Source organism: Vibrio sp. TRT 17S01 (genome assembly GCF_050113695.1).
Classification (GTDB): Bacteria; Pseudomonadota; Gammaproteobacteria; order Enterobacterales; family Vibrionaceae; genus Vibrio.
The window spans coordinates 402,727-427,507 of sequence record NZ_JBNJOG010000002.1; the positions used below are offsets into that span (position 1 = coordinate 402,727).

Annotated in this window: 16 protein-coding genes; 6 read left to right on the top strand and 10 right to left on the bottom strand. The window is 45.7% G+C overall.

Annotated elements, in window-relative coordinates:
* Positions 1-70: 70 nt before the first annotated feature.
* The 4 genes from yqiA to nudF are packed head-to-tail and all read right to left on the bottom strand — an operon-like array spanning position 71 to position 2,592.
* On the bottom strand, positions 71-652 hold the full coding sequence (yqiA, locus tag ACQEXS_RS05075) for an esterase YqiA (protein ID WP_427013037.1): 582 nt from the start codon (positions 650-652) through the stop codon (positions 71-73).
* 46 nt (positions 653-698) lie between these two features.
* Positions 699-1,520, bottom strand: a complete 822-nt coding sequence (cpdA, locus tag ACQEXS_RS05080; RefSeq protein ID WP_427013038.1) for a 3',5'-cyclic-AMP phosphodiesterase — start codon at positions 1,518-1,520, stop codon at positions 699-701.
* A 14-nt stretch (positions 1,521-1,534) separates the two neighbouring features.
* Complete coding sequence (locus ACQEXS_RS05085) at positions 1,535-1,975, bottom strand: DUF1249 family protein (protein WP_367987252.1); 441 nt, start codon at positions 1,973-1,975, stop codon at positions 1,535-1,537.
* Complete coding sequence (nudF, locus tag ACQEXS_RS05090) at positions 1,963-2,592, bottom strand: ADP-ribose diphosphatase (RefSeq protein ID WP_427013039.1); 630 nt, start codon at positions 2,590-2,592, stop codon at positions 1,963-1,965. The genes ACQEXS_RS05085 and nudF overlap by 13 nt, the downstream gene beginning before the upstream one ends.
* 237 nt (positions 2,593-2,829) lie before the next feature.
* Between nudF and tolC the strand changes: the two genes are divergently transcribed.
* Positions 2,830-4,173 carry an outer membrane channel protein TolC gene (gene tolC / locus ACQEXS_RS05095; protein ID WP_427013040.1) on the top strand — a complete coding sequence of 448 codons (1,344 nt, stop codon included), beginning with the start codon at positions 2,830-2,832 and terminating at the stop codon, positions 4,171-4,173.
* Positions 4,174-4,253: 80 nt separating this feature from the next.
* On the opposite strand, the gene ACQEXS_RS05100 is transcribed toward tolC, so the two are convergent.
* The 4 genes from ACQEXS_RS05100 to ACQEXS_RS05115 all read right to left on the bottom strand — a co-directional run bounded on the left by ACQEXS_RS05100 (position 4,254) and on the right by ACQEXS_RS05115 (position 9,885).
* On the bottom strand, positions 4,254-4,700 hold the full coding sequence (locus tag ACQEXS_RS05100; RefSeq protein ID WP_427013041.1) for a hypothetical protein: 447 nt from the start codon (positions 4,698-4,700) through the stop codon (positions 4,254-4,256).
* Between the two features lie 5 nt (positions 4,701-4,705).
* Positions 4,706-7,045 carry an aerobic respiration two-component sensor histidine kinase ArcB gene (gene arcB, locus ACQEXS_RS05105; protein ID WP_427013042.1) on the bottom strand — a complete coding sequence of 780 codons (2,340 nt, stop codon included), beginning with the start codon at positions 7,043-7,045 and terminating at the stop codon, positions 4,706-4,708.
* Positions 7,046-7,126: 81 nt separating this feature from the next.
* Entirely contained in the window at positions 7,127-8,872 is a 1,746-nt protein-coding gene (locus tag ACQEXS_RS05110; RefSeq protein ID WP_367987257.1) for a sensor domain-containing diguanylate cyclase, read from the bottom strand.
* A gap of 68 nt (positions 8,873-8,940) precedes the next feature.
* Complete coding sequence (locus ACQEXS_RS05115; protein WP_427013043.1) at positions 8,941-9,885, bottom strand: TIGR01212 family radical SAM protein; 945 nt, start codon at positions 9,883-9,885, stop codon at positions 8,941-8,943.
* A 551-nt stretch (positions 9,886-10,436) separates the two neighbouring features.
* Between ACQEXS_RS05115 and gltB (ACQEXS_RS05120) the strand changes: the two genes are divergently transcribed.
* From gltB (ACQEXS_RS05120) to ACQEXS_RS05140, 5 genes are all read left to right on the top strand, one after another.
* Positions 10,437-14,987 carry a glutamate synthase large subunit gene (gene gltB, locus ACQEXS_RS05120; RefSeq protein ID WP_427013044.1) on the top strand — a complete coding sequence of 1,517 codons (4,551 nt, stop codon included), beginning with the start codon at positions 10,437-10,439 and terminating at the stop codon, positions 14,985-14,987.
* Positions 14,987-16,456 carry a glutamate synthase subunit beta gene (locus tag ACQEXS_RS05125; RefSeq protein WP_427013045.1) on the top strand — a complete coding sequence of 490 codons (1,470 nt, stop codon included), beginning with the start codon at positions 14,987-14,989 and terminating at the stop codon, positions 16,454-16,456. The genes gltB (ACQEXS_RS05120) and ACQEXS_RS05125 overlap by 1 nt, the downstream gene beginning before the upstream one ends.
* A gap of 433 nt (positions 16,457-16,889) precedes the next feature.
* On the top strand, positions 16,890-21,353 hold the full coding sequence (gene gltB / locus ACQEXS_RS05130) for a glutamate synthase large subunit (RefSeq protein ID WP_427013046.1): 4,464 nt from the start codon (positions 16,890-16,892) through the stop codon (positions 21,351-21,353).
* A 20-nt stretch (positions 21,354-21,373) separates the two neighbouring features.
* Positions 21,374-22,786 carry an FAD-dependent oxidoreductase gene (locus tag ACQEXS_RS05135; RefSeq protein WP_427013047.1) on the top strand — a complete coding sequence of 471 codons (1,413 nt, stop codon included), beginning with the start codon at positions 21,374-21,376 and terminating at the stop codon, positions 22,784-22,786.
* A 91-nt stretch (positions 22,787-22,877) separates the two neighbouring features.
* The gene (locus tag ACQEXS_RS05140) at positions 22,878-23,306 is read left to right on the top strand and encodes a DUF1499 domain-containing protein (protein ID WP_427013048.1); all 429 of its coding nucleotides are present in this window, start codon (positions 22,878-22,880) and stop codon (positions 23,304-23,306) included.
* Positions 23,307-23,366: 60 nt separating this feature from the next.
* Here ACQEXS_RS05140 and truB read toward each other — a convergent pair whose 3' ends face one another.
* Positions 23,367-24,314 (bottom strand): tRNA pseudouridine(55) synthase TruB, encoded by a 948-nt coding sequence (truB, locus tag ACQEXS_RS05145; protein ID WP_427013049.1) that lies wholly within the window; start codon positions 24,312-24,314, stop codon positions 23,367-23,369.
* Positions 24,314-24,721: a 30S ribosome-binding factor RbfA gene (gene rbfA / locus ACQEXS_RS05150; protein ID WP_427013050.1), complete on the bottom strand. Its 408-nt coding sequence runs from the start codon at positions 24,719-24,721 to the stop codon at positions 24,314-24,316. The genes truB and rbfA overlap by 1 nt, the downstream gene beginning before the upstream one ends.
* Positions 24,722-24,781: the final 60 nt, after the last annotated feature.

The following is a 24,781-nucleotide window of genomic DNA, read 5'->3' on the forward strand; positions in this document are numbered from 1 at the left end:
ATGACAAGCCTAGTAAAAAAGCATTATGAGAGATCGGTGTCGCTTAATTAAGCACCACTATGTTGCAAGCTTATAGTTGTAAAAATTCGATAATTTGCTGGCGATAACGTTCAAACCCAACAAAGCTATGATCACCACCAGCCTCAACGGTCTGCTTTGAAGCTGAGAACTTTTCAACCGCCTGACGGTAATCAAGAACCTCATCTTCTTCTTGTTGTAGCAACCAAAAATGTTCAGGGGTCTGAATTCGACCCACATCGAGAGCTTTCAATTCATCAATGTGCTTTGGTTGCAATTCATAGGTTTCGTGCGTGTATGGGTTTTGTTGTTCACCAAGGTAGTCAATCAACAACTCGTATGGTTTAACCGCAGGGTTCACTACCACCGCTCGAAAGCCAAATTTATCATTAAGCCAAGTTGAAAGGTATCCTCCCAACGAGCTACCAACTAAACCAATATTAAAGTCATCTTTATATTTCGAGACAATATTCAGTAAACATTGCGCCGCTTCAGCGGGAAAACATGGTAATTGCGGTACAACCACTTTGATATCAGGTCGATGCAGCTCACAATACTCTTTCATTTGATTTGCTTTCACAGACAGAGGAGAGCTGTTAAATCCATGAATATACAAAAGCAGAGAAGGTTTCATAGCGTCATAAGTTTAAGTAAGTGAATATTTTGAAAAGTTAACAAGCTTAGTAACCTGTTGAGTTAAAATCCGGTAAGAACAAGCCATTTGCTAAACGTTTAACCTCAGTAACAATTGTTCCATCTTCATATAGCTCGATCTCTCGCCAACCCGGCGATTGACGATCCAAAGCAAAGTTTTGAGAGTTAGGCTTAAACTGCACGCAAGTTGATGGTGTTGCCATCACTCTCACGTTGTTGTGCAACTTATCCATATCTTGATGAATATGGCCACATAAAACCGCACGCACATTATTGTACTTTTCAATGATCTGCCAGAAGTTGTCTGCATCTTTTAAGCTGTGCTGATCAAGCCACGCACTACCCACTAATAAAGGATGATGGTGTAACAAGACCAAGGTATAACGCTCAGGGTATTGCGCTAGTTTCTCATCGAGTAGTTGCAACTGCTGATCGCTTAAACGCCCATGAGGAACACCAGAGACTTGAGAGTCCAACAAAACTATCTGCCAGTGTTCTCCGAGTAACACATGTTCAGATTGCTTAATCTGTGTAGACGGCAGAATCGCTCCCATATTGGGCTTGTAGTCATGGTTTCCCGGTAACCACAAACATGGCTTTTCAAGTGGTTCAATTCCCTTCTCAAAACGTTGATACGATTCCTCACTGTGATCTTGGGATATATCTCCGGTTGCCAATACAACATCAAAAATAGAACCACTTTCCACAATAGCATCAACAACTGCATGAAAACTGTCTTGAGTATTCACGCTCAATAAACTCCCGTCATCCGGAGCAAACAGATGGGTATCTGTGATTTGCAACAGCTTAATACTGCTTTTGTCTGTTAAGCTTGACGATAACTTCAAAATATAAAACCTGACTAGATATTTAATGGCGTTCGACTAATTCCGTTTCTTAGGCAAAATGACAACCAATCCCCTAAGAAGCGATTTAGTTGTGCCTTTTCGTCTCTTTGGACCATTTGGGTATTTGGGTAGTCATAACGCGCTTTAACTCTTTTCAAATGCTCGCTGCTACATACTTCAGCCACTCTCGCATCGTGGTAAAGCCTGACAGACATCTTTGGCAATGGAAATACTGGCACGTCATCGCTTTGACAAATATCGACCAAAGTTGTGTACTTTGTGACTTCGCCCACTTCTATTTGATAAGACATGCTCGCGGCTTGATAACAACGTACATCACCAACACTTGGGCTCGATGGGAGCAAAGCGTTTAATTTTGCATAATTTGTTTCGTACACACGCATCAATTCCGCTAAATCGACGTGATACGTTTTTTTTACTGCTACTTCTGCCATTGTGATTGTAATCGTTGGTAATTTAACTCAAGCCATTGCAAAGCTATTATTGAGGCCCCATTCTCAAATTTCCCTTCAACAACCCATTGATAAGCTTGTTGTCTCGAAATCACTTGAACGCGAATGTCCTCTCCTTCATAGTCTAAACCATGAACGCCATGCGCTTTAGACGCATCCACTTCGCCAATGTAAACCTCTAACTTTTCAGAACACCCACCCGAAGACGGATAATAAGAGGTGATTTTTTCCACCTGCCCTGTACAGATCCCCGCTTCTTCGATGGCCTCACGCCGAACAACATCTTCAGCACTCTCTCCATCATCAATAATGCCAGCAACGATCTCGAGCTGCCATGGGTGTTCATGCTCTAACGCTCCTACCCGAATTTGCTCAATGATCACAACTTGGTCAGTATTAGGATCATAAGGTAGCATTGCTGCAGCATGACCACGCTCAAACATCTCTCTTTCGATCGATGGGCTCCATCCCCCTTTAAACAATCGATGCTTAAAACGGTACTTCACCATCTTGAAAAAACCTTTAAACAGTGTCTCTTTTGAGATTATCTCTAAATCTTTACTCGTAAAGCTTGCTTGTGGCTGGTCAGACTGTTGCATTGGGCACCTCTCTGAGTGAATCATATAGTTTACTCAGAGTTCACAAAAACCACCAAGGACGTGGCTCAACTTTTTATGTAATTATTATATATTTTGTTAAACGGCGACTCATTTGTAAGGCTTGAGTGAGGCGCTCACTGTAAAATTTTGCAAAGTTCTGAGTGAATTAACACCAAATTGAGTTAAACTCTTTCGAAGTCAATCCTTATCATCTTATTCTGGCAGGAACTTGAATCCATGAAAAAACTGCTTCCTCTATTTATTAGTGCCGCTCTTGGCAGCTTAAGTACATCAGCTTTAGCTGACACACTGGGTGAAGTTTATACTCAGGCGAAAGACAATGATCCGACGCTTCTTAGCGCAGCGGCGCAGCGTGATGCAGCCTTTGAAGCGGTAACTTCTACGCGCAGTACCCTTCTTCCTCAAATTAACCTGTCAGCAAGTTACGACTTGAATCGTGGTGAAAGAGAAAGTGTTCCAATGTTTAGCTCTCACAAGCAAAAAACAGATGTCGATACAAACGATATGGAACTTGGGTTAACTTTCTCTCAAGAAATCTATAAGCGTTCTAGTTGGATAGCTCTAGACACTGCGGAAAAACGTGCACGCCAAGCTGATGCAGCCTATGCTGCCGTGCAGCAGTCTTTGATCTTACGTACTGCACAGGCATATTTTGAAGTACTTCGAGCGCAAGATAACTTAGTCTTTGTTCGCGCAGAAAAAGCAGCCGTTGCACGTCAACTAGAGCAAACTAAGCAACGCTTTGAAGTGGGTCTATCCGCAATTACCGATGTTCATGACGCTCAAGCTCAATACGATATTGTATTGGCCGATGAAGTCATTGCTAAAAACAAACTCACTAATAGTTACGAGAGCTTACGTGAAATTACAGGACAAGAGCACTCGGAACTAAACGCTCTGGATACCAAACGTTTTTCTGCAAGCAAAACCAAAGAAGCCATTGAAGCACTGGTTGAAGATGCTCAACAGAAAAACTTAACGCTCCTAAGTGCACGAATCAAACAAGATATTGCTCGCGACAACATCTCTCTAGCCAGCTCTGGTCACCTGCCATATCTTACTTTAGATGGTGGTTACGGCTATCAAGAAACAGATAACCTAAACAGCTCTTCTAGTGATGCTAACGCAACAAACTTCAACGTAGGCTTAAACTTAGTTGTTCCTATTTATAGCGGTGGTAAAACGACTTCATTAACAAAGCAAGCTGAATACGAATACGTAGCTGCAAGCCAAGATCTTGAAAAGACATACCGCAGCGTCGTCAAAGATGTTCGTGCGTACAACAACAACATTAGTGCCTCTATCGGTGCGCTTCGTGCTTACGAACAAACTGTTGTATCTGCAAGATCTGCACTCGAAGCAACAGAAGCTGGTTTTGATGTAGGTACACGTACTATCGTTGATGTATTGGACTCAACTCGCCGCCTTTACGATGCAAACAAGAGCCTATCCAATGCCCGTTACGACTATATTTTAAGTGTTCTTCAGCTACGTCAGGCTGTGGGCAGTCTTAACGAACAAGATATCCTTGATATTGATACTGGTCTGAAAGCAGGTTAAGCCCTTTAATTTCATATCAAACAAAAAAAGCTTGCTCATAAGGAGCAAGCTTTTTTATTTCTGCTAGAAACAATATCGATTTAGTGTACTTGTTCAATCGTTATATTTTTCTCAATAAGCCACTGCTCTGCTACAGAGCCATCAAATGAGACTGCAATATCAAGTGGTTGAGCTTCATCGACGCTTAACTGCCATGTAAACGCAATCTCCCAACGGTTTTCATTGTGGTTTCTTAGTTCAAGAAGTTCATTATCGACAATCCAAACATCTTCCCCTTGCCGAATGACGACACTTTTAACATCCAATTCTGCAGGCAATAATTGAGGTGATTCTATATATAGCGCGCCATGCAAGACTCTTTTCTGCTCTTCACCAATTATCGGCATATTATCGACCCAAAGGTGGCTATTTAACGTCATGGTCACCCCAGAAACACTAATTTGATTTTCTTGTTCCCACATGGGTACTGAACTTGTGCACCCCATTAACAAAATACTACCGAGAGCAATGGACATCATATTTTTCATTCAATTCACCTTTGAGCTAGCCACTCTTTCAATATTATTATGTCGTTTTGATATTCATTTTTGATTTCTTCAACCCAATCGTTGATATTCTTCCACCATGCTGGGCGATCCGGTGATTGTGCTTTCTGTGCGACACTCTGAATTCGCTTTAAACCAATGGAACCCGCAGCCCCTTTAATTTTGTGGGCTTCGGATACGATTCCTTCTTGGTGTTTAGCCGTCATATTTGAGTCCAACACTTCAATATATTCAGGCATCATATCTTCAAACATCGTGATGCTCTCCTGAACGGGCTTAGCACCAACAATCCCTACATACGACTCCAACATGTCGATATCCAGCAAACGAGCATACACATCAGAGCGGTCTTCACTTTCTTCAACAGACTCTTGTGTGAGTAATTCGCTTTGCTCTTTGGTAGAAAACTTAGTAATAACTTCCTGAATAGCCATAACAGATAAAGGCTTACTGATCGCATCATCCATTCCTTTTTCTAGGTATTCAGTTTTGTTCTTAAGGACATTTGCCGTCAAGGCCACAAGAGGAGGCAATTGTTTATATTGAGCGCGATAATACGCTGCAACATCAAAGCCAGTCATATCTGGAAGCTGGATGTCTAAAAGCACTAAATCATACAATTTAGGATCAAACTGAGCTTTCGCTTCCTCGCCTGTCATTGCAACAGACACCGAATGGCCCAAACTTTCAAGCAGTGAACGAGCGACGGTAATGTTTAACTCAATATCTTCTACCATAAAAATATTTAAGCTTGGTTGCTCGGTTACTAAGGTTTGATTAAGCTGAGTAGCTTGAGCTGTTGGAACGCTGATGGTCACGGTAAATGTACTACCAAAACCTTCTTCACTGCTGACCGTGATATCGCCGTTCATCATTTTTATTAGTTGTTTTGAGACAGCAAGACCAATCCCAGTCCCCACGGCATGTAAGTTATCTTTGCCAGATTTCACTTGATAATACATGGCAAAAATCTTATCTAATTCCGACTCAGGAATGCCAATACCCGTATCTTCCACTTCCATTGTGATATGGGCCATTTCACCTTCGACTTCGGCACTCACAGTCATTACAACGCCCCCCTCCTTAGTAAACTTCATAGCATTACTAATTAGGTTCCATAGCACCTGACGCAGGCGAGTTGCATCCACTTCAATTGCACTTGGCAGCGCACTTAACCTTTCAAGATCAAATCGAAGCCCTTTTTGTTCCGCCATTAATGCAGAGATACTCTCCATCTCTGCTACAAATTCCTCAAAGTTCAACGGTTCAGGTAAAAGCTCTAGTTTGCGACGATCAAATTTATCCATATCAATGATATCGTTGAAAATATTACCCAACGTAATTGCACTGACATTAATGGTTTGCATGTGTTTGCGTTGTTCAGCGGTCATTTGCGTATCGAGCAACATTCGGCTCAAACCCACAATGCCATTGAGTGGCGTACGAAGCTCGTGACTAATCGTGGAAATAAATGTCGTCTTATCTCTGCTGGCTTTTTCGAGTGATTCTTCATGGCGTTTGCGTTCAGTAATATCACGACCGAAACCAACCAACCCGAGATGGCGGCCTTCTTTGCTATAAAATGGCACTTTTCGCAGTTCAAAGTAACTTTTACGACTATCAGGGTACTCAAGCCACTGTTCGTAAGTCAGTGCTTTATTGTCAGAAAATACACGCTGATCGGTATCGACGATCTGCTGCGCGACTTCTTTGCTGTAGACATCCCAAGGTGTTAACCCAACCAATTGGCTCTCTTTTTTACCAGTCAGTTCTTCCATCGCACGGTTACAACCGGAGAAAACACCATCCGCATTACGGTAGTAAATCAGATCGGGAGAAGCATCGATGAATGATCGTAATAACGCAGTACGTTCAGCGAGCTCCAATTGGGTTCGTTCGCGCTGATAAACCTCATTTTCAAGGTCTTTCATTGCTTCTTCACGCGCTTCTTCTGCTTTTATACGCTCTTCAATTTCTTGATTCAGTTTAGAAATGTTTTGTTGAAGTTTATGGTTTAGTTCTTGATCTCGAGAGCGCATATCTTTGAGCTTTGAGACCAGTTTAGAAAGGCGTTGTCGTGATTCCTCTAATTGATCAACAACAACCGAGAGAAAATAAACAGCCCAAGGAGTAATGATCAAACCAAAAAATACCGAGCGAACAATGTCAATATCGTCAACGTGGCCACTTAGCACCAACGTAATACCGACCTGCACAACAACCGCTAAAGCCACCAGAGCTAAAGCTAATAAAATAGAAAAACGCAGAATACCCAGCTTTACGAGTAAATCTACATAATACTGTGCGAGATTTTTTATCGGTTTCATCAAAAACTCCGTGCGATAACCTAGTAGAAATTCTACCTGTTTTGATCACCACACGTAACCATCCACACTGTCAAGACGCGGCTAATTATCTGATGTGTGATGCACGCAAGTTTGATTTCGCCCATTTGCTTTAGCCTGATAAAGCGCGCTATCAGCAAGGGCAACGATAGATTCCATATTGTCGATAGGCTTAGGTGCATAGCTTACGATACCAATACTAACCGTCAGTAGGCTCGAAACATCGGAAGCCAAATGCTCTATTGCTAGGTTCTCTATTTCCAAGTGGATTCGCTTAGCCACCAATAATGCACCTTCTGAAGTTGTATTGGGCAGCAAAAAGGCGAACTCCTCTCCCCCATAACGAGCAACACAGTCTGTCGACCGAGACAATACTTTCTTAAAGACATTTGCGACTTTGATAAGCGCATCATCACCTTTCTGGTGTCCGTACCGATCGTTGTATCCTTTGAAGAAGTCGATATCACATAGCATAACCGTCAATGGTGTTTTTTCTCGTACATGCAAATGCCATAGCATCGCCAGTTGCTCATCAAATTTACGTCGATTAGCTATTTGAGTCAGACCGTCGATAAAACTTAACCTTGCCAGCTCTTGGTTCGCTTCCTCAAGTTTTTGCTCTGCTAGATAGCGCTCTGTTACATCACGAGCCATGATCAATACACCATTAGTGCCCGATGCTGGGTCACGGAAAGGCGACTTCACGACGTCATACCAAACAAAGCCGCCATCACTCGCTTTCACGCGGTCGATATAACGTAACGACTTACCTTCATGCAGCACCTTGCTATCCGTTTCAGACAGACGTTGATACATTTCTCCTGAGACAACATCCCGAAGACGCTTACCAATAAGCTCATTCACATCAGCAATTCCAAGCGCTTTGACAAATGGCTCATTACACGCTTGATAAACTAAGTTCTCATTAAAGATGCCGATAGAATCAGGGCTAGATTCTAGAATATTTTGAAGAATAGTGTCCCTCTGCGCCAAGGCTACTTCGGTATCTTTGCGCTTTTCCATCTCATCACGCAGGTTTTGCTGCATTTGATGCCAGTCAGTCACATCATGACTGATGCCAAGCGTCCCAAGTTTCTCGCCCTCGGCAGACATAAGTATACTTTGATAGGTTTCGAGTAAGCAGCTACGCCCATCCGGAGTTGTTGTCCAGCGCCGATTACTAACACGACCTTTCATGACACCTTTGATTTCAGCGCTCCCTTCCTCTTCTCGTTCACGCCAAAAACGATCAAACGCTCGGTTAGTTGAAATCAACTCACCTTGGTTATTTTTGATATAAATCAGCTCAGAAAGGTTATCAAAAGCACTTTGAGCAATAGATAAAGTCTGTAATTCTTGCTTATTAAATTCTGATGTTTGGCAGGTTTTAATATAGATAAGCCATGCTGGCTTTCCTCTATGCAGTGTCTTTCGGCCAGAAAGCTCAATTCCCAAACTGCTGTTTTCTGTCACCATCCAGTTCTGCATATAACCTGAAAATGAATGACCAGAGAAATTAGCTAATATCGAAGAAAAAAAGCCTTCAGGCACCGAAGCAGGAAGTAGATAAGCTTTACCGACTTGCCTTATTCCCAGTAGCTGCATTGCGTAGCCACTTACCAGAAAAACCTTTCCTGACTCGCTATCTACAAGCATCAATGCGGTCGGTGAATCAAGAATAAAACGGTTTAATTGTTGTTGGTAACGGGCGTAAACCCAGATGACAATGAGAGAACATAAGACAAAAAAAGCCACATCAAAACTGTGTGCAACAAAAGATTCCCACACTTTGAATACGAACGACTCCATCAGCTATCTCTTATTGCTCGTTTGACTTGTCTATAAACAGACTACAAAAGATATCAGTTTCTTGCAGTTTAATCTGCTTTTAACTCAGGTTTCTGGTAGACAAATACTTGCTCAGTTAACGAGCCTTGAGCTCCGTCACGATCTAATGCTCGACCAATTTCTGTCATTGCAAGCCAACGGTTTTCACACCAAATCGGTGATAGTAGCGTCGGACGACGTGCGGAAGAAGAAACCCGATGAAACACAATATCCGCCGGAGTCATGCGGATCATCTCGCTCACAATCGCAACATACTCTTCAAGTTCAGGCGCATCTAACTTCCCTGCACGCCACGCTTTAGCCATCGTACTGCCTTCTACAATATGTAAGCCATGAAGCTTGATGCCATCCGTGCCAACCGCTAAGACTTTGCGCAGTGTTTCGATATTGTCATCATGAGTTTCTTTCGGTAAGCCCACGATTAAATGAGTACACACTTTGATTCCTAGAGCACGAGCACGCTTGGTGATCTCGGCGTAGCACTCAAAATCATGACCACGATTAATACGTTTTAATGTTCCGTTATTGGCAGTTTGAAGACCCAGTTCTAACCAGATCTCATAGCCTTGGTTCACGTAGTCCGATAACAAGTCTAATACGGCATCAGGTACACAATCAGGACGAGTGCCCACACAAAGGCCCACAATATCCGCAGCCTTAAGTGCTTCTTCATACATGTTCTTAAGTACCTGAACTTCTGCGTAGGTACTGGTGTAAGCTTGAAAGTAGGCAAGATATCGCTTCGCTCGATGGATCTCGCCTGCACGATCTTTCAATTGCTCGTTAATACTCTTAACTTGAGCCTCTTCGTCCGCAAAAGAAGCCACATTACAAAAAGTGCATCCGCCACGCCCAATGGTGCCATCTCGGTTTGGGCAACTAAAACCACCATGAAGTGTTAACTTATGAACTTTCTCTCCATAACGACGTTGTAGATCTTGTCCAAGGGTATTAACTAGCTCATGAAGTTGCATAAAAGCTCACCACGTCAAATAAAAACAAATCTCACTACGATTAATGTAACAAAATTACCAATCTGCAAGAGAAAACCAGTCAATCTACTCCTTTCGCTTATTCCACGACCTAACAAATATCAATAAACATTCAAAAACCATAAAGAAAAACCATCAATGTTGCGTAATTGTTAATTGCAAATGCATTTTTAGGCGGAAAAAATGGGCAACAAGCGCCAGTTTTTGATTGCATTTTGAGCCAACAAAATTGTAGGATACTTACAGATTTTGTTTAAATTTGTGATTTTAATTACATATTTAACGTATAAAAGTCGGCGATATCCACCCTTCACCAATATAAACCACTAAATAGTGGCACTAATAAAATGGATATCACTAAGGATTGTTTTTCTCACAAAACTTTTCCTGTGAGAGACGGAAAGGACTCAAAGCTGATCAATCCCTGATCAGTTGCGATTCATAACTATAAAGGACAAGACGCGTAACGAACTTCCCGAGCGGCATAGATCTGTCTGGAAAATTGCGTCTACTTGAACTGGAAGGATGTATCTATGGTAGATAGAGAGCAAAGTTCACAAGGTTTATACACTCCTGAACTGGAGCATGACGCTTGTGGTATCGGTTTTGTTGCTCACCTAAAAAACCGTAAATCTCATGAAGTAGTGACTCAAGCATTGGATATGCTTGCCCGTATGGAACACCGAGGTGGTCAAGGTTGTGACCCATGCAGTGGTGATGGTGCGGGTATCTTGCTTCAAAAACCCCATGAATTTCTGCTAGAAGAAGCCGTAAAACTAGGCATTAAGCTGCCTTCGTTTGAAAAGTACGGTGTGGGTGTCGTTCTTTTCCCGAAAGACGAATACAAACGCGAGCAGTGCCGTGACATTCTTGAGCGTAATGCACAACGTTTAGATCTTGAGATCATCGGCTACCGCGTTTTGCCAACCGACAACTCAATGATTGGTGCAGACCCACTAAGCACAGAGCCTCAGTTTGAGCATGTGTTTATCTCTGGTGGCCCTGGCATCACACCTGAAGAGCTAGAGCGAAAACTGTACGTACTTCGTAACTACACAGTGCGAGTTTGCCTAGAAAGCGTTTCGAACATTGGTGACGACTTCTACATTAACTCAATGTCTTACAAGACATTGGTGTACAAAGGTCAGTTAACGACCGAGCAAGTACCTCAGTACTTCCTTGATCTGCAAAACCCGACCATGGTGACCGCACTGGCACTGGTACACTCTCGCTTCTCTACTAATACCTTCCCGAAATGGCGTCTTGCACAGCCTTTTCGTTACATTGCCCACAACGGTGAAATCAACACAGTTCGCGGTAACTTGAACTGGATGAAAGCCCGTGAGGCAATCATAGAATCAGACCTGTTTACTCAAGCTGAAATCGACATGCTTCTTCCAATCTGTCAGGAAGGCAGCTCGGATTCATCTAACTTTGACATGGCACTTGAGCTCCTAGTTCTTTCTGGTCGCAGCCTGCCACACGCATTGATGATGATGATCCCGGAAGCATGGCAAGAAAACAAAAACATGGATCCTAAGCGTCGCGCGTTCTACCAGTACCACGCGAACATCATGGAACCATGGGATGGTCCAGCTTCAGTATGTTTTACTGACGGTGTTCAAGTTGGTGCAACGCTAGACCGTAACGGTCTGCGCCCTTCACGCTACACAGTGACCAAAGACAACTTCCTAGTGATGGCATCAGAATCTGGTGTTGTGGATATTGAGCCAGAGAACGTTGAGTTCCGTGGTCGTCTGCAACCAGGTCGTATCTTCGTTGCGGACCTAGAGCAAGGTCGCATCATCTCTGATGAAGAAGTGAAAGACACCATCGCAACGGCGCAGCCTTACGAGAAGTGGGTAGAAGAAAACCTACTGAGCTTGAAGAAGCTACCAGATGCGAGCAACCAGTTCAGCCAACCTTCTCCTGAGCGTTTGCTACATCGTCAGCAAGCTTTCGGTGTGAGCACTGAAGAAGTGAACGAAATCATCGTTCCAATGGCGAATGACGCGAAAGAGCCATTATCAGCCATGGGTGCAGACTGGCCTCTTGCGGTTCTATCTCATCAGTCTCAACATCTTTCAAACTACTTCAAGCAACTTTTCGCACAGGTAACCAACCCTCCGATCGACCCGATCCGTGAGCGTATGGTTATGTCGCTGAACACTTACTTGGGTAAAGACCAAAATCTTCTGACTGAAACACCACTTCACTGTCAGAAAGTCGAATTGGAATCGCCTGTTCTGGCGAACTCTGAGCTTGAAAAACTGCGTGCGATCGATAACGAGCACCTACAAGCGAAGACGCTGGATATCGTGTTCCAAGCCAATGAAGATCAAGGCAAGCTTGAACGTGCACTAAAACGTATCTGCCAATACGCAGAAGACGCAGTTATCGATGGTTACTCAATCATCCTACTAACTGACCGTGCAGTGAACTCAAACCACGCGGCGATCCCAGCAATGCTGGCAGTTGGTGCAGTGCACCACCACTTGATCCGCAAAGGTCTACGTGCGAAGTGTGACATCGTGGTTGAAACTGGTGATGCGCGTGAAACGCACCACTTTGCAACGCTACTTGGTTACGGTGCAAACGCAGTTAACCCATACCTAGTAATTGAAACCATCATTGAGCTTCAACGTACGAAGAAGTTGGATCCAGAAGCGAACCCTCGCGATCTGTTCAACAACTACCGTAAAGCGATCAATGGCGGTCTTCTGAAGATCTTCTCGAAGATGGGTATCTCTACGCTACAGTCGTACCATGGTGCACAAATCTTCGAAGCCTTGGGTATCCACAAATCAGTGGTAGACAAATACTTCACTGGTACGGTTTCTCGTATCCAAGGTCTAACCCTTGATGATATCGCCAAAGAAGTGCTGATCCGTCACCGCATCGGTTACCCACAACGCGAAATCCCAATTCAAATGCTGGATGTTGGTGGTGTTTACCAATGGAAACAGCGTGGTGAGAAGCACCTATTCAACCCAGAAACCATTTCTCTGCTGCAAGAGTCTACGCGCAACAAGAACTACGATCAGTTCAAGCAATACGCGGCAGCAGTAGATAAGCAAGGTGACAACGCGGTAACTCTGCGTAGCCAACTAGAATTCATCAAGAACCCTGCAGGTTCTATCTCTATCGACGAAGTCGAGCCAATTGAAAGCATCGTGAAACGCTTCGCGACGGGTGCTATGTCATTTGGTTCTATTTCTTACGAAGCACACTCCACACTGGCTGTTGCGATGAACCGTCTTGGCGCGAAATCGAACTCTGGTGAAGGTGGTGAAGACCCAACGCGTTTCGAGCGCAAAGAGAACGGCGATTGGGAACGCTCTGCGATCAAGCAGGTGGCTTCAGGTCGTTTCGGCGTAACCTCTTACTACCTCACTAACGCTGAAGAGCTGCAAATCAAAATGGCTCAAGGTGCGAAGCCAGGTGAAGGTGGTCAGCTACCAGGCGATAAAGTAGACGACTGGATCGGTGCAACACGTCACTCAACTCCGGGCGTCGGTCTTATCTCGCCACCGCCACACCACGATATCTACTCAATCGAAGATTTGGCTCAGCTTATCTACGACTTGAAGAACGCGAACCGCGCGGGTCGTGTGAACGTGAAGCTGGTATCAGAAGCAGGCGTAGGTACGATCGCTTCTGGTGTAGCGAAAGCGAAAGCGGACGTTGTACTTATCGCAGGTTTCGACGGCGGTACTGGTGCATCCCCAATGTCTTCAATCCGTCATACTGGTCTTCCTTGGGAACTTGGCTTGGCAGAAACGCACCAAACGCTACTGAAGAACGGTCTACGTAACCGTATCGTGGTTCAAGCGGATGGTCAGATGAAGACACCTCGCGACCTTGCAGTGGCAACACTACTTGGTGCAGAAGAATGGGGCGTGGCAACCGCAGCATTGGTGGTTGAAGGTTGTATCATGATGCGTAAGTGTCATAAGAACACCTGCCCTGTTGGTATCGCGACTCAGAACAAGACGCTTCGCGAGCGCTTTGATGGTCGCGTAGAAGACGTCGTAACCTTCTTCCAATACATGGCACAAGGTCTACGTGAAATCATGGCTGAACTTGGCTTCCGCACTATCGATGAGATGGTCGGTCAAGGTCAGAAACTGAAGATTCGCCAAGACGTTTCTCACTGGAAATACAAGAACCTAGATCTGTCTCCTGTTCTCCACGTTGAACAACCACGCGAAGCTGATGGTGTATTCAACCAAGCTCAGCAGAACCACAACCTAGAAGAAGTACTAGACCGTAAGCTGATTCAAGCAGCGATTCCTGCACTCGAGAAAGGCGAAGCGGTAAATGCCGAGTTCCCTATCGTCAACACGGACCGCTCTGCAGGTACCATGTTGTCGAACGAAATCTCGAAAGTGTATAAAGATGCCGGTCTACCTCAGCCAATGAACGTGAAGTTCAAAGGTTCTGCGGGTCAATCATTCGGTGCATTCCTAGCTAAGGGCGTGAAGTTCGAAGTGGAAGGCGACGCGAACGACTACTGGGGTAAAGGCTTATCTGGCGGTACGTTGGTACTTTACCCAGACGCAAAATCAAGCATTGTCGCGGAAGACAACATCGTGGTTGGTAACGTGTGTTTCTACGGTGCAACTTCGGGTGAGTCTTTCATTCGCGGTATGGCTGGCGAACGTTTCTGTGTTCGTAACTCAGGCGCAAAAGTAGTAGTAGAAGGCGTCGGTGACCACGGTTGTGAATACATGACTGGCGGTGCAGCCATCATCCTTGGTTCAACAGGTCGTAACTTTGCCGCAGGTATGAGTGGCGGCGTGGCTTACGTATGGGATAAATCAGGCGACTTTGAGTCAAAACTGAACCCAGAGCTAGTAGACCTAGATCCAATCGAGCAAGAAGACAGAGATCTATTACTCGACATGCTAACTAAGCATGTTCAATTCACAGGAAGTGAAGTCGCTCAGTCTTTCCTAGACAACTTTGAAGCTAGCCTAGCCTCTATGGTTAAGGTAATGCCGCGTGACTACAAAGCGGTTCTTCAAAAACGCAAAGCTGAAGCACAGTCTCAAGGAAACGAAACTCAAGCGGAGGCCGTATAATGGGTAAGCCTACTGGATTTTTAGAGCATGGTCGTGAACTACCACAGAAGATCGACCCAGCTGAACGCATCAAGAACAACAAAGAGTTCGTTCTGAACGAGGAGTTTGGTGACAAGATCAATACTCAAGCTTCTCGTTGTATGGATTGTGGTGTGCCGTTTTGTCATAACGGCTGCCCTATCGGTAACATCATCCCAGAGTTTAACGACGCAGTTTATCGTGATAGCTGGGAAGAAGCATGGAACATTCTAAGCTCGACTAATAACTTCCCAGAGTTCACTGGTCGTGTTTGCCCTGCTCCATGTGAAAGTGCTTGTGTACTTGGTATCAACCAAGATCCAATCACTATCTGTAATATCGAGAAAACCATCGTGGAAACGGCGTATCGTGAAGGGTACGCCAAACCAAAAACACCACGTTCTCGCACTGGCAAAACCGTTGCGATCATCGGTTCGGGCCCTGCTGGCCTTGCGGCTGCTGAGCAGCTAAACAGCGCTGGTCATACTGTAACGGTATTCGAGCGAGACGAAAAGGTGGGCGGTCTGCTACGTTTTGGTATCCCAGACTTTAAACTGGGTATGGACGTGATAGATCGTAAGATCAACCTGATGGCAGAAGCGGGTATTGAATTCAAAGTTAACCAACACGTTGGTGTTGATGTGAATGCCCAGCAGCTGCGTCAAGAATTCGATGTGGTTCTACTGACTGGTGGTTCAACTGTTCCTCGTGATCTGCCAGTTCCGGGTCGTGAACTAAAAGGCGTTCACTTCGCAATGGAATTCCTAGGTCAAAACAACCGCCGTGCCAACAACATGGATCTTAAGGGTGAAGAACTTCACGCCGCGGGCAAACATGTTGTCGTTATCGGTGGTGGTGATACCGGCTCTGACTGTGTGGGCACATCTAACCGTCATGGCGCAGCAAGCATCACTCAGGTTGAAATCATGCCGATTCCACCAGAGAAGCGCCCTGCTAACATGCCATGGCCACAGTACCCAATGATCCTACGTACTTCAACCTCTCATGAAGAAGGCGTTGATCGTCACTGGAACATCCTGACCAAAGAGTTCATTGGTAATGATAAGGGTGAAGTCACAGGTCTTCGTTTAGCTGACATCGTTTGGCAAGATGCGAAACCAGGCGAGCGCCCGAGCTTCAAAGAAGTTGAAGGCAGCGAGCGAGTGATCCCATGTGATATGGCATTCCTAGCGATGGGCTTCCTGCATCCTGAACCAACAGGCGTGCTTGCTCAACTGGATATCGCGCTAGACGATCGTGGTAACGTAACAACTCAAGGTTTTGCTACAAACCAAGAAGGTGTATTTGCTGCTGGTGATATGCGAACAGGTCAGTCTCTAGTCGTTCGTTGTATCAACGAAGGTCGCGAGTGTGCCCGTGCTATTGATGATTACTTAATGGGTGGCACAAACCTAGAAGCAAAAGCAAATTCATTGATGCTTTCTGCTTAATTGAATATCGCTGAAGGCTGATGAGCTAAGCTCTTTAACCCTCAGTGATAAAATATATAAACATTCCTTCCGAATTTTATCTCTTGGCCAGCACATTATGCTGGCCTTTTTTTTATTTCTCAACCAGTTCATGTTACATAAATGTAATCACACAAAAGCTAACCAACTGAATTTAAAATGTAATTACAGCTCATTAAGTGGTAAATCGCATATTGACGTGATTTTCCACCACAAACTTGACGTAATTCATAATAAGCTATACGTTGTGAAGTCGATGAAAAATAAAACGACTAAAATTGTTAATATTTTAAGAAAGCTTTATTGCATAAAAAACCAAGATAAAGCAATTATGACGCATAGTTAGTCATCATTATCAACTTGAGCAGTGTTGATATATCTGTCGGGATGACAGATAAGCAAAGGGAGAATTGCAATGGCTCTTTATGATCCAAGTCTTGAGAAAGACAACTGTGGATTTGGCTTGATCGCACACATGGAAGGCGAGCAAAGTCACAAGCTGGTACGTACAGCAATTTCTGCACTTGATCGCATGACCCACCGTGGTGGCATCGCCGCCGATGGAAAAACCGGTGATGGTTGTGGTCTTCTTCTACAAAAGCCCGATTCCTATTTACGCCTTATCGCTGAAGAAAATGGCTTCAACCTTGGCAAGCAATACGCCGTTGGGATGATTTTCTTCAACCAAGATCCGGTGAAAGCTCAACTCGCCAAAGACATCATCAACAAAGAGCTCGCACAAGAGACTCTGACGGTGGCAGGATGGCGTGAAGTACCAACCAATTCAGAAGTACTCGGCCCAATCGCCGCCGATTCACTTCCAAACATTCAGCAAGTCTTTATCTCTGCTCCGGCAGGTTGGCGCGAGCGTGACATTGAGCGTCGTCTCTACATCGCACGTCGTCGCATCGAGAAACAAATCACTGAAGATCCAGATTTCTACATCTGTAGCTTGTCGACACAAGTTTTGGTGTACAAAGGCTTGTGCATGCCTGCGGACTTACCGCGCTTCTACCTTGATCTCGCTGATCTACGCATGGAATCTGCTATCTGCCTGTTCCACCAGCGTTTTTCAACGAACACTCAGCCTCGTTGGCCTCTGGCTCAACCGTTCCGCTACCTTGCTCATAATGGTGAGATCAACACCATTGAAGGTAACCGTCAATGGGCGCGAGCTCGTGCTTACAAGTTTTCATCGCCACTGTTGCCAGATCTTCAAACTGCGGCACCATTTGTGAACGAGACAGGCTCAGACTCTTCCAGCTTAGATAATATGTTGGATCTCTTTTTAGCTGGCGGTATGGATATCTTCCGTGCCATGCGCATGCTTGTGCCACCAGCATGGCAAAACCACCCAGATATGGATCCGGATCTGCGAGCGTTTTACGACTTCAACTCCAAGCACATGGAGCCATGGGATGGTCCGGCAGGTATAGTACTGTCCGACGGCCGTTACGCTGCATGTAACCTAGACCGAAATGGTCTGCGCCCTGCACGTTATGTGATTACTAAAGACAAATTTATTACCCTAGCATCAGAGGTAGGGATTTGGGATTACGCTCCCGATGAAGTTGCCGAAAAAGGCCGTGTTGGTCCGGGTGAACTGCTGGTTGTCGACACTCGAAAAGGTAAACTTTGGCAATCGAGCGAGATCGATAACGATCTGAAATCTCGTCACCCTTACCGCGAGTGGATGGAAAACAACGTTCGCAAACTCACACCTTTTGCTCAGCTACCTGAAGATCAAGTTGGCGAACGCAGCTTTGATGAAGACTTACTTAAGACTTATCAAAAGCAATTCGCCATGAGCAATGAAGAAGTCGATCAAGTACTGCGTGTTCTTGGTGATATGGGCCAAGAAGCAGTCGGCTCTATGGGTGATGACACCCCAATGGCCGTCTTATCCTCTAAAGAGCGCTTGGTGACTGATTACTTCCGTCAGAAGTTTGCTCAGGTCACCAACCCACCAATCGATCCGCTGCGTGAGAAACACGTCATGTCACTGGCGACCAGTATTGGTCAGGAGATGAACGTCTTCTGTGAAACCGATGGCCACGCCTACCGAGTGACCTTCGATTCGCCGGTATTACTTTACTCAGACATGCAGCAATTGCTCGAGCTTGGTGACGATCACTACCGTAATACCATTCTCGATATCAACTACGATCCACAGCAGAAAGATCTCAAACAAGCCATTGATGATCTGTGTGAGCAAGCCGAACAGGTCGTACGTGAAGGCACGGTTCTGGTTGTGCTTTCGGATCGTGCTTTAGTCAAAGGCAAACTGCCAATTCCTGCAGCAATGGCGGTCGGTGCGGTTCAAACTCGCCTGATCGATGCCAACTTACGTTGTGATGCCAACATTGTTGTTGAGACAGCCACGGCACGTGACCCACACCAATTTGCTGTCTTGCTTGGCTTTGGCGCCACTGCCGTTTACCCATACCTAGCTTATGAAGCGCTAGGTAAGCTGATTGATGATAAAGCGCTAGAAAAAGACTATCGCGATGTGATGCAAAATTACCAATACGGCATCAACAAAGGTCTGTACAAGATCATGTCGAAAATGGGGATTTCTACCATCGCCTCTTACCGTTGCTCGCAATTGTTTGAAGCAGTTGGCCTGAGCCAAGAAGTGGTCGATTTATGCTTTAAAGGTGTAACCACTCGTATTGAAGGCGCAAACTTCGACGACTTCCAACAAGACTTGTACAACCTTTCTCGTAGAGCTTGGGCGAAACGTAAAGCCATCGAGCATGGTGGTTTATTGAAATATGTCCATGGTGGTGAATATCACGCCTACAACCCAGACGTGGTTGGCACACTGCAAACCGCAGTGAAGTCAGGCGAAAGCAACGATTATCAGAGCTTTGCTAAGCAGGTGAACCAACGCCCTGTTGCCATGCTACGAGACTTAATGGCGCTGAAAAAATCAGACTCACCGCTACCTTTAGAGCAAATTGAGCCTAGCACTGAGCTCTTCAAACGCTTTGATTCTGCGGCGATGTCCATTGGCGCACTTAGCCCAGAAGCGCACGAAGCACTTGCAACAGCGATGAACCGCCTTGGCGGTTACTCTAACTCGGGTGAAGGCGGTGAAGATCCACGTCGCTTCGGTACAGAGCGTAACTCGCGCATCAAGCAGATTGCTTCAGGTCGATTTGGTGTTACCCCTCACTACCTAACCAATGCAGACGTACTGCAGATCAAGGTCGCACAGGGTGCGAAGCCGGGCGAAGGTGGTCAGTTACCAGGACACAAAGTCACCGCAGAAATTGCAAAACTGCGTTATTCGGTACAGGGGGTGACTCTGATCTCCCCTCCTCCGCACCACGATATTTATTCGATTGAAGACTTAGCCCAGCTGATCTTTGACCTAAAACAAGTCAATCCAAATGCGCTGGTTTCGGTGAAGTTAGTTTCTGAACCAGGCGTCGGCACCATCGCAACAGGTGTCGCAAAGGCCTACGCTGATCTCATTACCATTTCGGGTTACGACGGCGGTACCGCGGCAAGCCCACTAACCTCAGTGAAATACGCAGGTAGCCCTTGGGAGTTGGGACTAGCAGAGACACAACAAGCACTGGTTGCTAATGGTCTACGTCATAAGATTCGCCTGCAAGTAGATGGCGGTCTAAAGACTGGCCTAGACGTGGTGAAAGCGGCGATTCTCGGTGCAGAAAGCTTCGGTTTTGGTACTGCGCCAATGGTGGCAATGGGTTGTAAATTCCTACGTATTTGTCACCTCAACAACTGTGCCACAGGGGTTGCAACTCAAGACGAGACGCTGCGTAAAGAGTACTTCAAAGGTCTACCGGAAATGGTGATGAACTATTTCATCGGTCTGGCGGACGAAGTGCGCGGATTGCTCGCTGAACTTGGTGTTGGAAAACTGACTGACTTGATTGGTCGTACCGATTTGTTGGAAACCGTTGAAGGTCTGACAGCAAAACAAACCAAGCTGGATTTGTCGAATATTCTCGAGGCACCAGTCTCTCCAGAAGGACACCCTCTTTACTGGACACAGCCAAATACACCATTTGATAAAGCCGAGCTAAACAACAAGATCATCGAAGACGCACTGCAAGCGGTTGAAAAACGTCAATCTGCTAGCTTCTTCTACAACGTGATCAACACTGATCGCTCTGTGGGTGCTCGCCTATCAGGTGAAATCGCTCAGCGTTACGGCAACCAAGGCATGGCGGCAACGCCAATCAAACTGCACTTGGATGGCACTGCTGGTCAGTCATTTGGCGTTTGGAACGCAGGTGGCGTAGAGCTTTATCTCACTGGTGATGCAAACGACTACGTAGGTAAAGGCATGGCTGGCGGTAAGGTGGTTATAAAACCTCACCTTGGCACTGCATTTAAATGTAATGAAGCGACCATCATTGGTAACACGTGTTTGTACGGCGCGACCGGCGGTAAGTTGTTTGCGGCAGGTAAAGCCGGTGAGCGTTTCGGCGTACGTAACTCAGGTACGATTGCCGTCATCGAAGGCGCTGGCGATAACGCTTGTGAGTACATGACCGGCGGTATTGTTGCCATTCTTGGCGCAACGGGCGTGAACTTTGGCGCAGGTATGACTGGCGGTTTTGCTTACGTATTGGATGAGAACCAAGACTTCCAAGGTCGCGTGAACAACGAGTCTGTTGAAGCGATTTCTCTGTCGGATCTCTACATCCACCAAGAGCACTTACGTGGTCTGATTGCCGAACATCTTGAAGAAACCAATTCTAGCCACGCAGAAGATATCTTGGCGAACTTTGATGAATGGATTCCAAAGTTCTACTTGGTGAAACCACAAGCGGCGGACTTGCGCACGCTACTTGGTCACCAGAGTCGCAGTGCCGCAGAACTGCGCGTTCAAGCCCAGTAATCATGGAGGATGTTTAAATCATGAGTCAGAACGTTTATCAATTTATCGATGTTCAACGCGTAGATCCTGCGAAGAAGCCTATCAAAGTTCGTAAGATCGAGTTCGTTGAAATCTATGAACCGTTTACCAAGCAACAAGCGACTGCGCAGGCGGATCGCTGTTTGGACTGTGGTAACCCATATTGTGAATGGAAGTGCCCTGTCCACAACTACATCCCGCAATGGCTAAAGTTAGCCAATGAAGGTCGTATCCTCGAAGCCGTTGAGCTATCGCACCAAACTAACAGCTTGCCTGAAGTTTGTGGACGAGTATGTCCGCAAGATCGTCTGTGTGAAGGCTCTTGTACTCTCAATGAGGACTTTGGCGCTGTCACCATAGGTAACGTTGAAAAATACATTACCGACAAAGCCTTCGAAATGGGCTGGAAGCCTGACATGTCTAAGGTGGAGTGGACTGACAAAAAGGTTGCCATCATTGGCGCAGGCCCAGCAGGCTTGGCAGCCGCTGATATCCTAGTGCGCAATGGCGTGAAACCTGTGGTATTTGACCGCTACCCTGAAATTGGAGGCCTACTGACCTTCGGTATCCCTTCGTTCAAGCTTGAAAAAGGCGTGATGGAAAACCGCCGTCGGGTCTTCACCGAGATGGGCGTAGAGTTCAAGATGAATGTCGAAGTAGGTAAAGATGTGCAAATGCAAGAGCTACTTGATGAGTACGATGCCGTCTTTTTGGGGGTTGGTACTTACAAGTACATGCGTGCGGGACTAGAAAATGAAGGTGCGCCGGGTGTTTACGATGCTCTGCCATTCTTGATTTCAAATACTTACAAGGTCATGGGCCTGGAGCACGACAAACCTTTTATCGACATGGCAAAGCAGCGCGTAGTGGTACTCGGCGGTGGTGATACCGCGATGGACTGTGTTCGTACCTCTATCCGCCAAGGCGCGTCAAACGTGGTATGTGCTTACCGTCGTGATGAAGCTAATATGCCCGGCTCTCGCCGCGAGGTGAAAAACGCTAAGGAAGAAGGTGTTAAGTTTATGTTCAACCTTCAGCCTTTGGGGATTGAAGTGGATGCATCAGGCAAAGTGTCGGGGGTCAAAGTGGTGAAAACCGCACTTGGTGAACCTGATGACGCAGGTCGTCGCCGTCCAGAGCCCGTCGAAGGCAGCGAGCACGTTCTACCAGCAGACGTAGTGATCATGGCGTTTGGTTTCCAACCACACAAAATGGATTGGTTAGCACCGTTTGATGTCGATTTGGATCAGTGGGGTCGTATCAAAGCCCCTGCGAAGCAAGAGTTCCAATTCCAGACCAGCAACGAAAAGATCTTCGCGGGTGGCGATGCGGTGCGAGGCTCAGATCTGGTCGTCACTGCCATTGATGAAGGACGAAAAGCGGCAGAAGGCATTCTCGATTACCTCGAAGTTTAATCACAGCTAACATCACAAAAAGGATCCTATTATTGGATCCTTTTTCTTTTGTATCCATATAATTAGAAGCAAAATTATAAGAGTAAATACAATGAAAAAAGCCGCTCTCCTTTCCATCACTTTGCTCGGCTTAACTGCTTGTAGCCAAGGAGTCACAACCATGACGGATCGTTCTCAATCACCTTGTGGTGACAAACCAAACTGCGTTTCCACCCAAGACACGCGTGCAGAATACAACCTAACGCCATTCATCCTAGCTGATTCAGCGAACACCGATGCTATTGAGCAAGTGGCACTTGAACTGCCGGGGGCGAAAACAGCGGTGAAAGAAGGTAATTACCTGCGAATCGAGTGCACATCTAAAATCATGCGCTTTGTGGATGATTTGGAGCTCAAGATTGAAGACAACCAGTTAATTGTTCGCTCAGAATCTCGCGTTGGCTATTCAGACTTTGGTGTGAACCGTAAGCGAGCGGCTGAGCTTCGAGAGCTATTAAAAATGAGCAACCTTATACACTGATAACGGATAGACATAAAAAAACCAAAGCTAAGACTTCGGTTTTTATTTATGAATGGCAAATCACTCAGCTTCGTTACGAAACACAACCAAGCGTTTCGGAGCAACCTTCCCGTCATCATTCACTTCTGCAACTCCAATGAAAAGCTTCTCTTCACCAGATGTCATACGCAGTGGCGTTCCTTCAGGGGCTCCAAATACTTGTACCGGCATTCCGTGCTGAACTAAATTGGTCAGCTCTGCATTGAGATTAACTTCCGGTAAATCTTCAACGGCTGTGTCCATTGGCAGCAATAGAGGGTCAAGCAATTCTCGTGGAGGAATCTCTTCGCTCTGCGCTTGTTCAAGCAAGTCGTAAAGCTGCTCAAGTGTGACCATTTTCTCATACGGGTAGTTTGCAACCGCAGTACGACGCAGCATAGTGACATGAGCACCACAACCAAGCATCTCACCAAGATCGTCGACGATCGTTCGAATATAAGTACCTTTCGAGCAATGGACTTCCATCTCAACTTCATCGTTTTCAAAACGATGCAGAATAATTTCGTATACCGTGATCTTGCGAGATTCACGCGGAACATCGATACCTTGCCGCGCATATTCATACAAAGGCTTTCCTTGGTATTTTAACGCAGAAAACATTGATGGTATTTGATCAGATTCGCCACGAAACTTATCAATACACGCTTCTAGCTGCTCAAGAACCACGTTAACTGGGCGAGTTTCAACGACTTCACCATCAGAATCTGATGTATTGGTACGTTCACCCAATTTAGCGATAACACGGTAGCGCTTATCTGAATCTAATAGAAATTGAGAGAACTTGGTTGCCTCACCAAGACAAATTGGCAGCATACCTGTCGCTAGAGGATCCAGTGCACCGGTATGACCTGCTTTTTCTGCAAAATAAATACGTTTTACTTTTTGCAGTGCATCATTAGATGAAATGCCTGTAGGCTTATCCAAAAGGACAACACCATTAATTGGACGACCTTTACGACGACGAGCCATTACTCGTCCCCTGCCTGATCATCTTCGCGGCCAGAGTTTTTCTGCTTGCGCTTATCTTCATTTACTACTTCAGAAACCAGATTCGACATACGCATACCTTCAACTAATGTATTGTCGTAGTAGAAACGGATTTCAGGCGTTAGACGTAGGCGAATACGCTTACCAAGCATCATACGGATGTGCACTTCGTGCTCACGTAGTGCTGCTAAACAAGATTCTGGAGTTTGCTCACCCACGCATAAAAATGTCACAAAAACTTTTGCATAAGCAAGGTCACGAGACACTTCTACATCTGAAATAGTCACCATCCCTAAACGAGAATCTCGAACTTCACGCTGTAGGATCATCGCAAGTTCTTTTTGCAGCTGTTGGGCAACACGCTGCGTGCGGCTAAATTCTTTTGACATATCTTTTCTCACAAATAGAAAGAATGGGGGGATGGTTTAAACCAGCCCCCCATGGTGTAT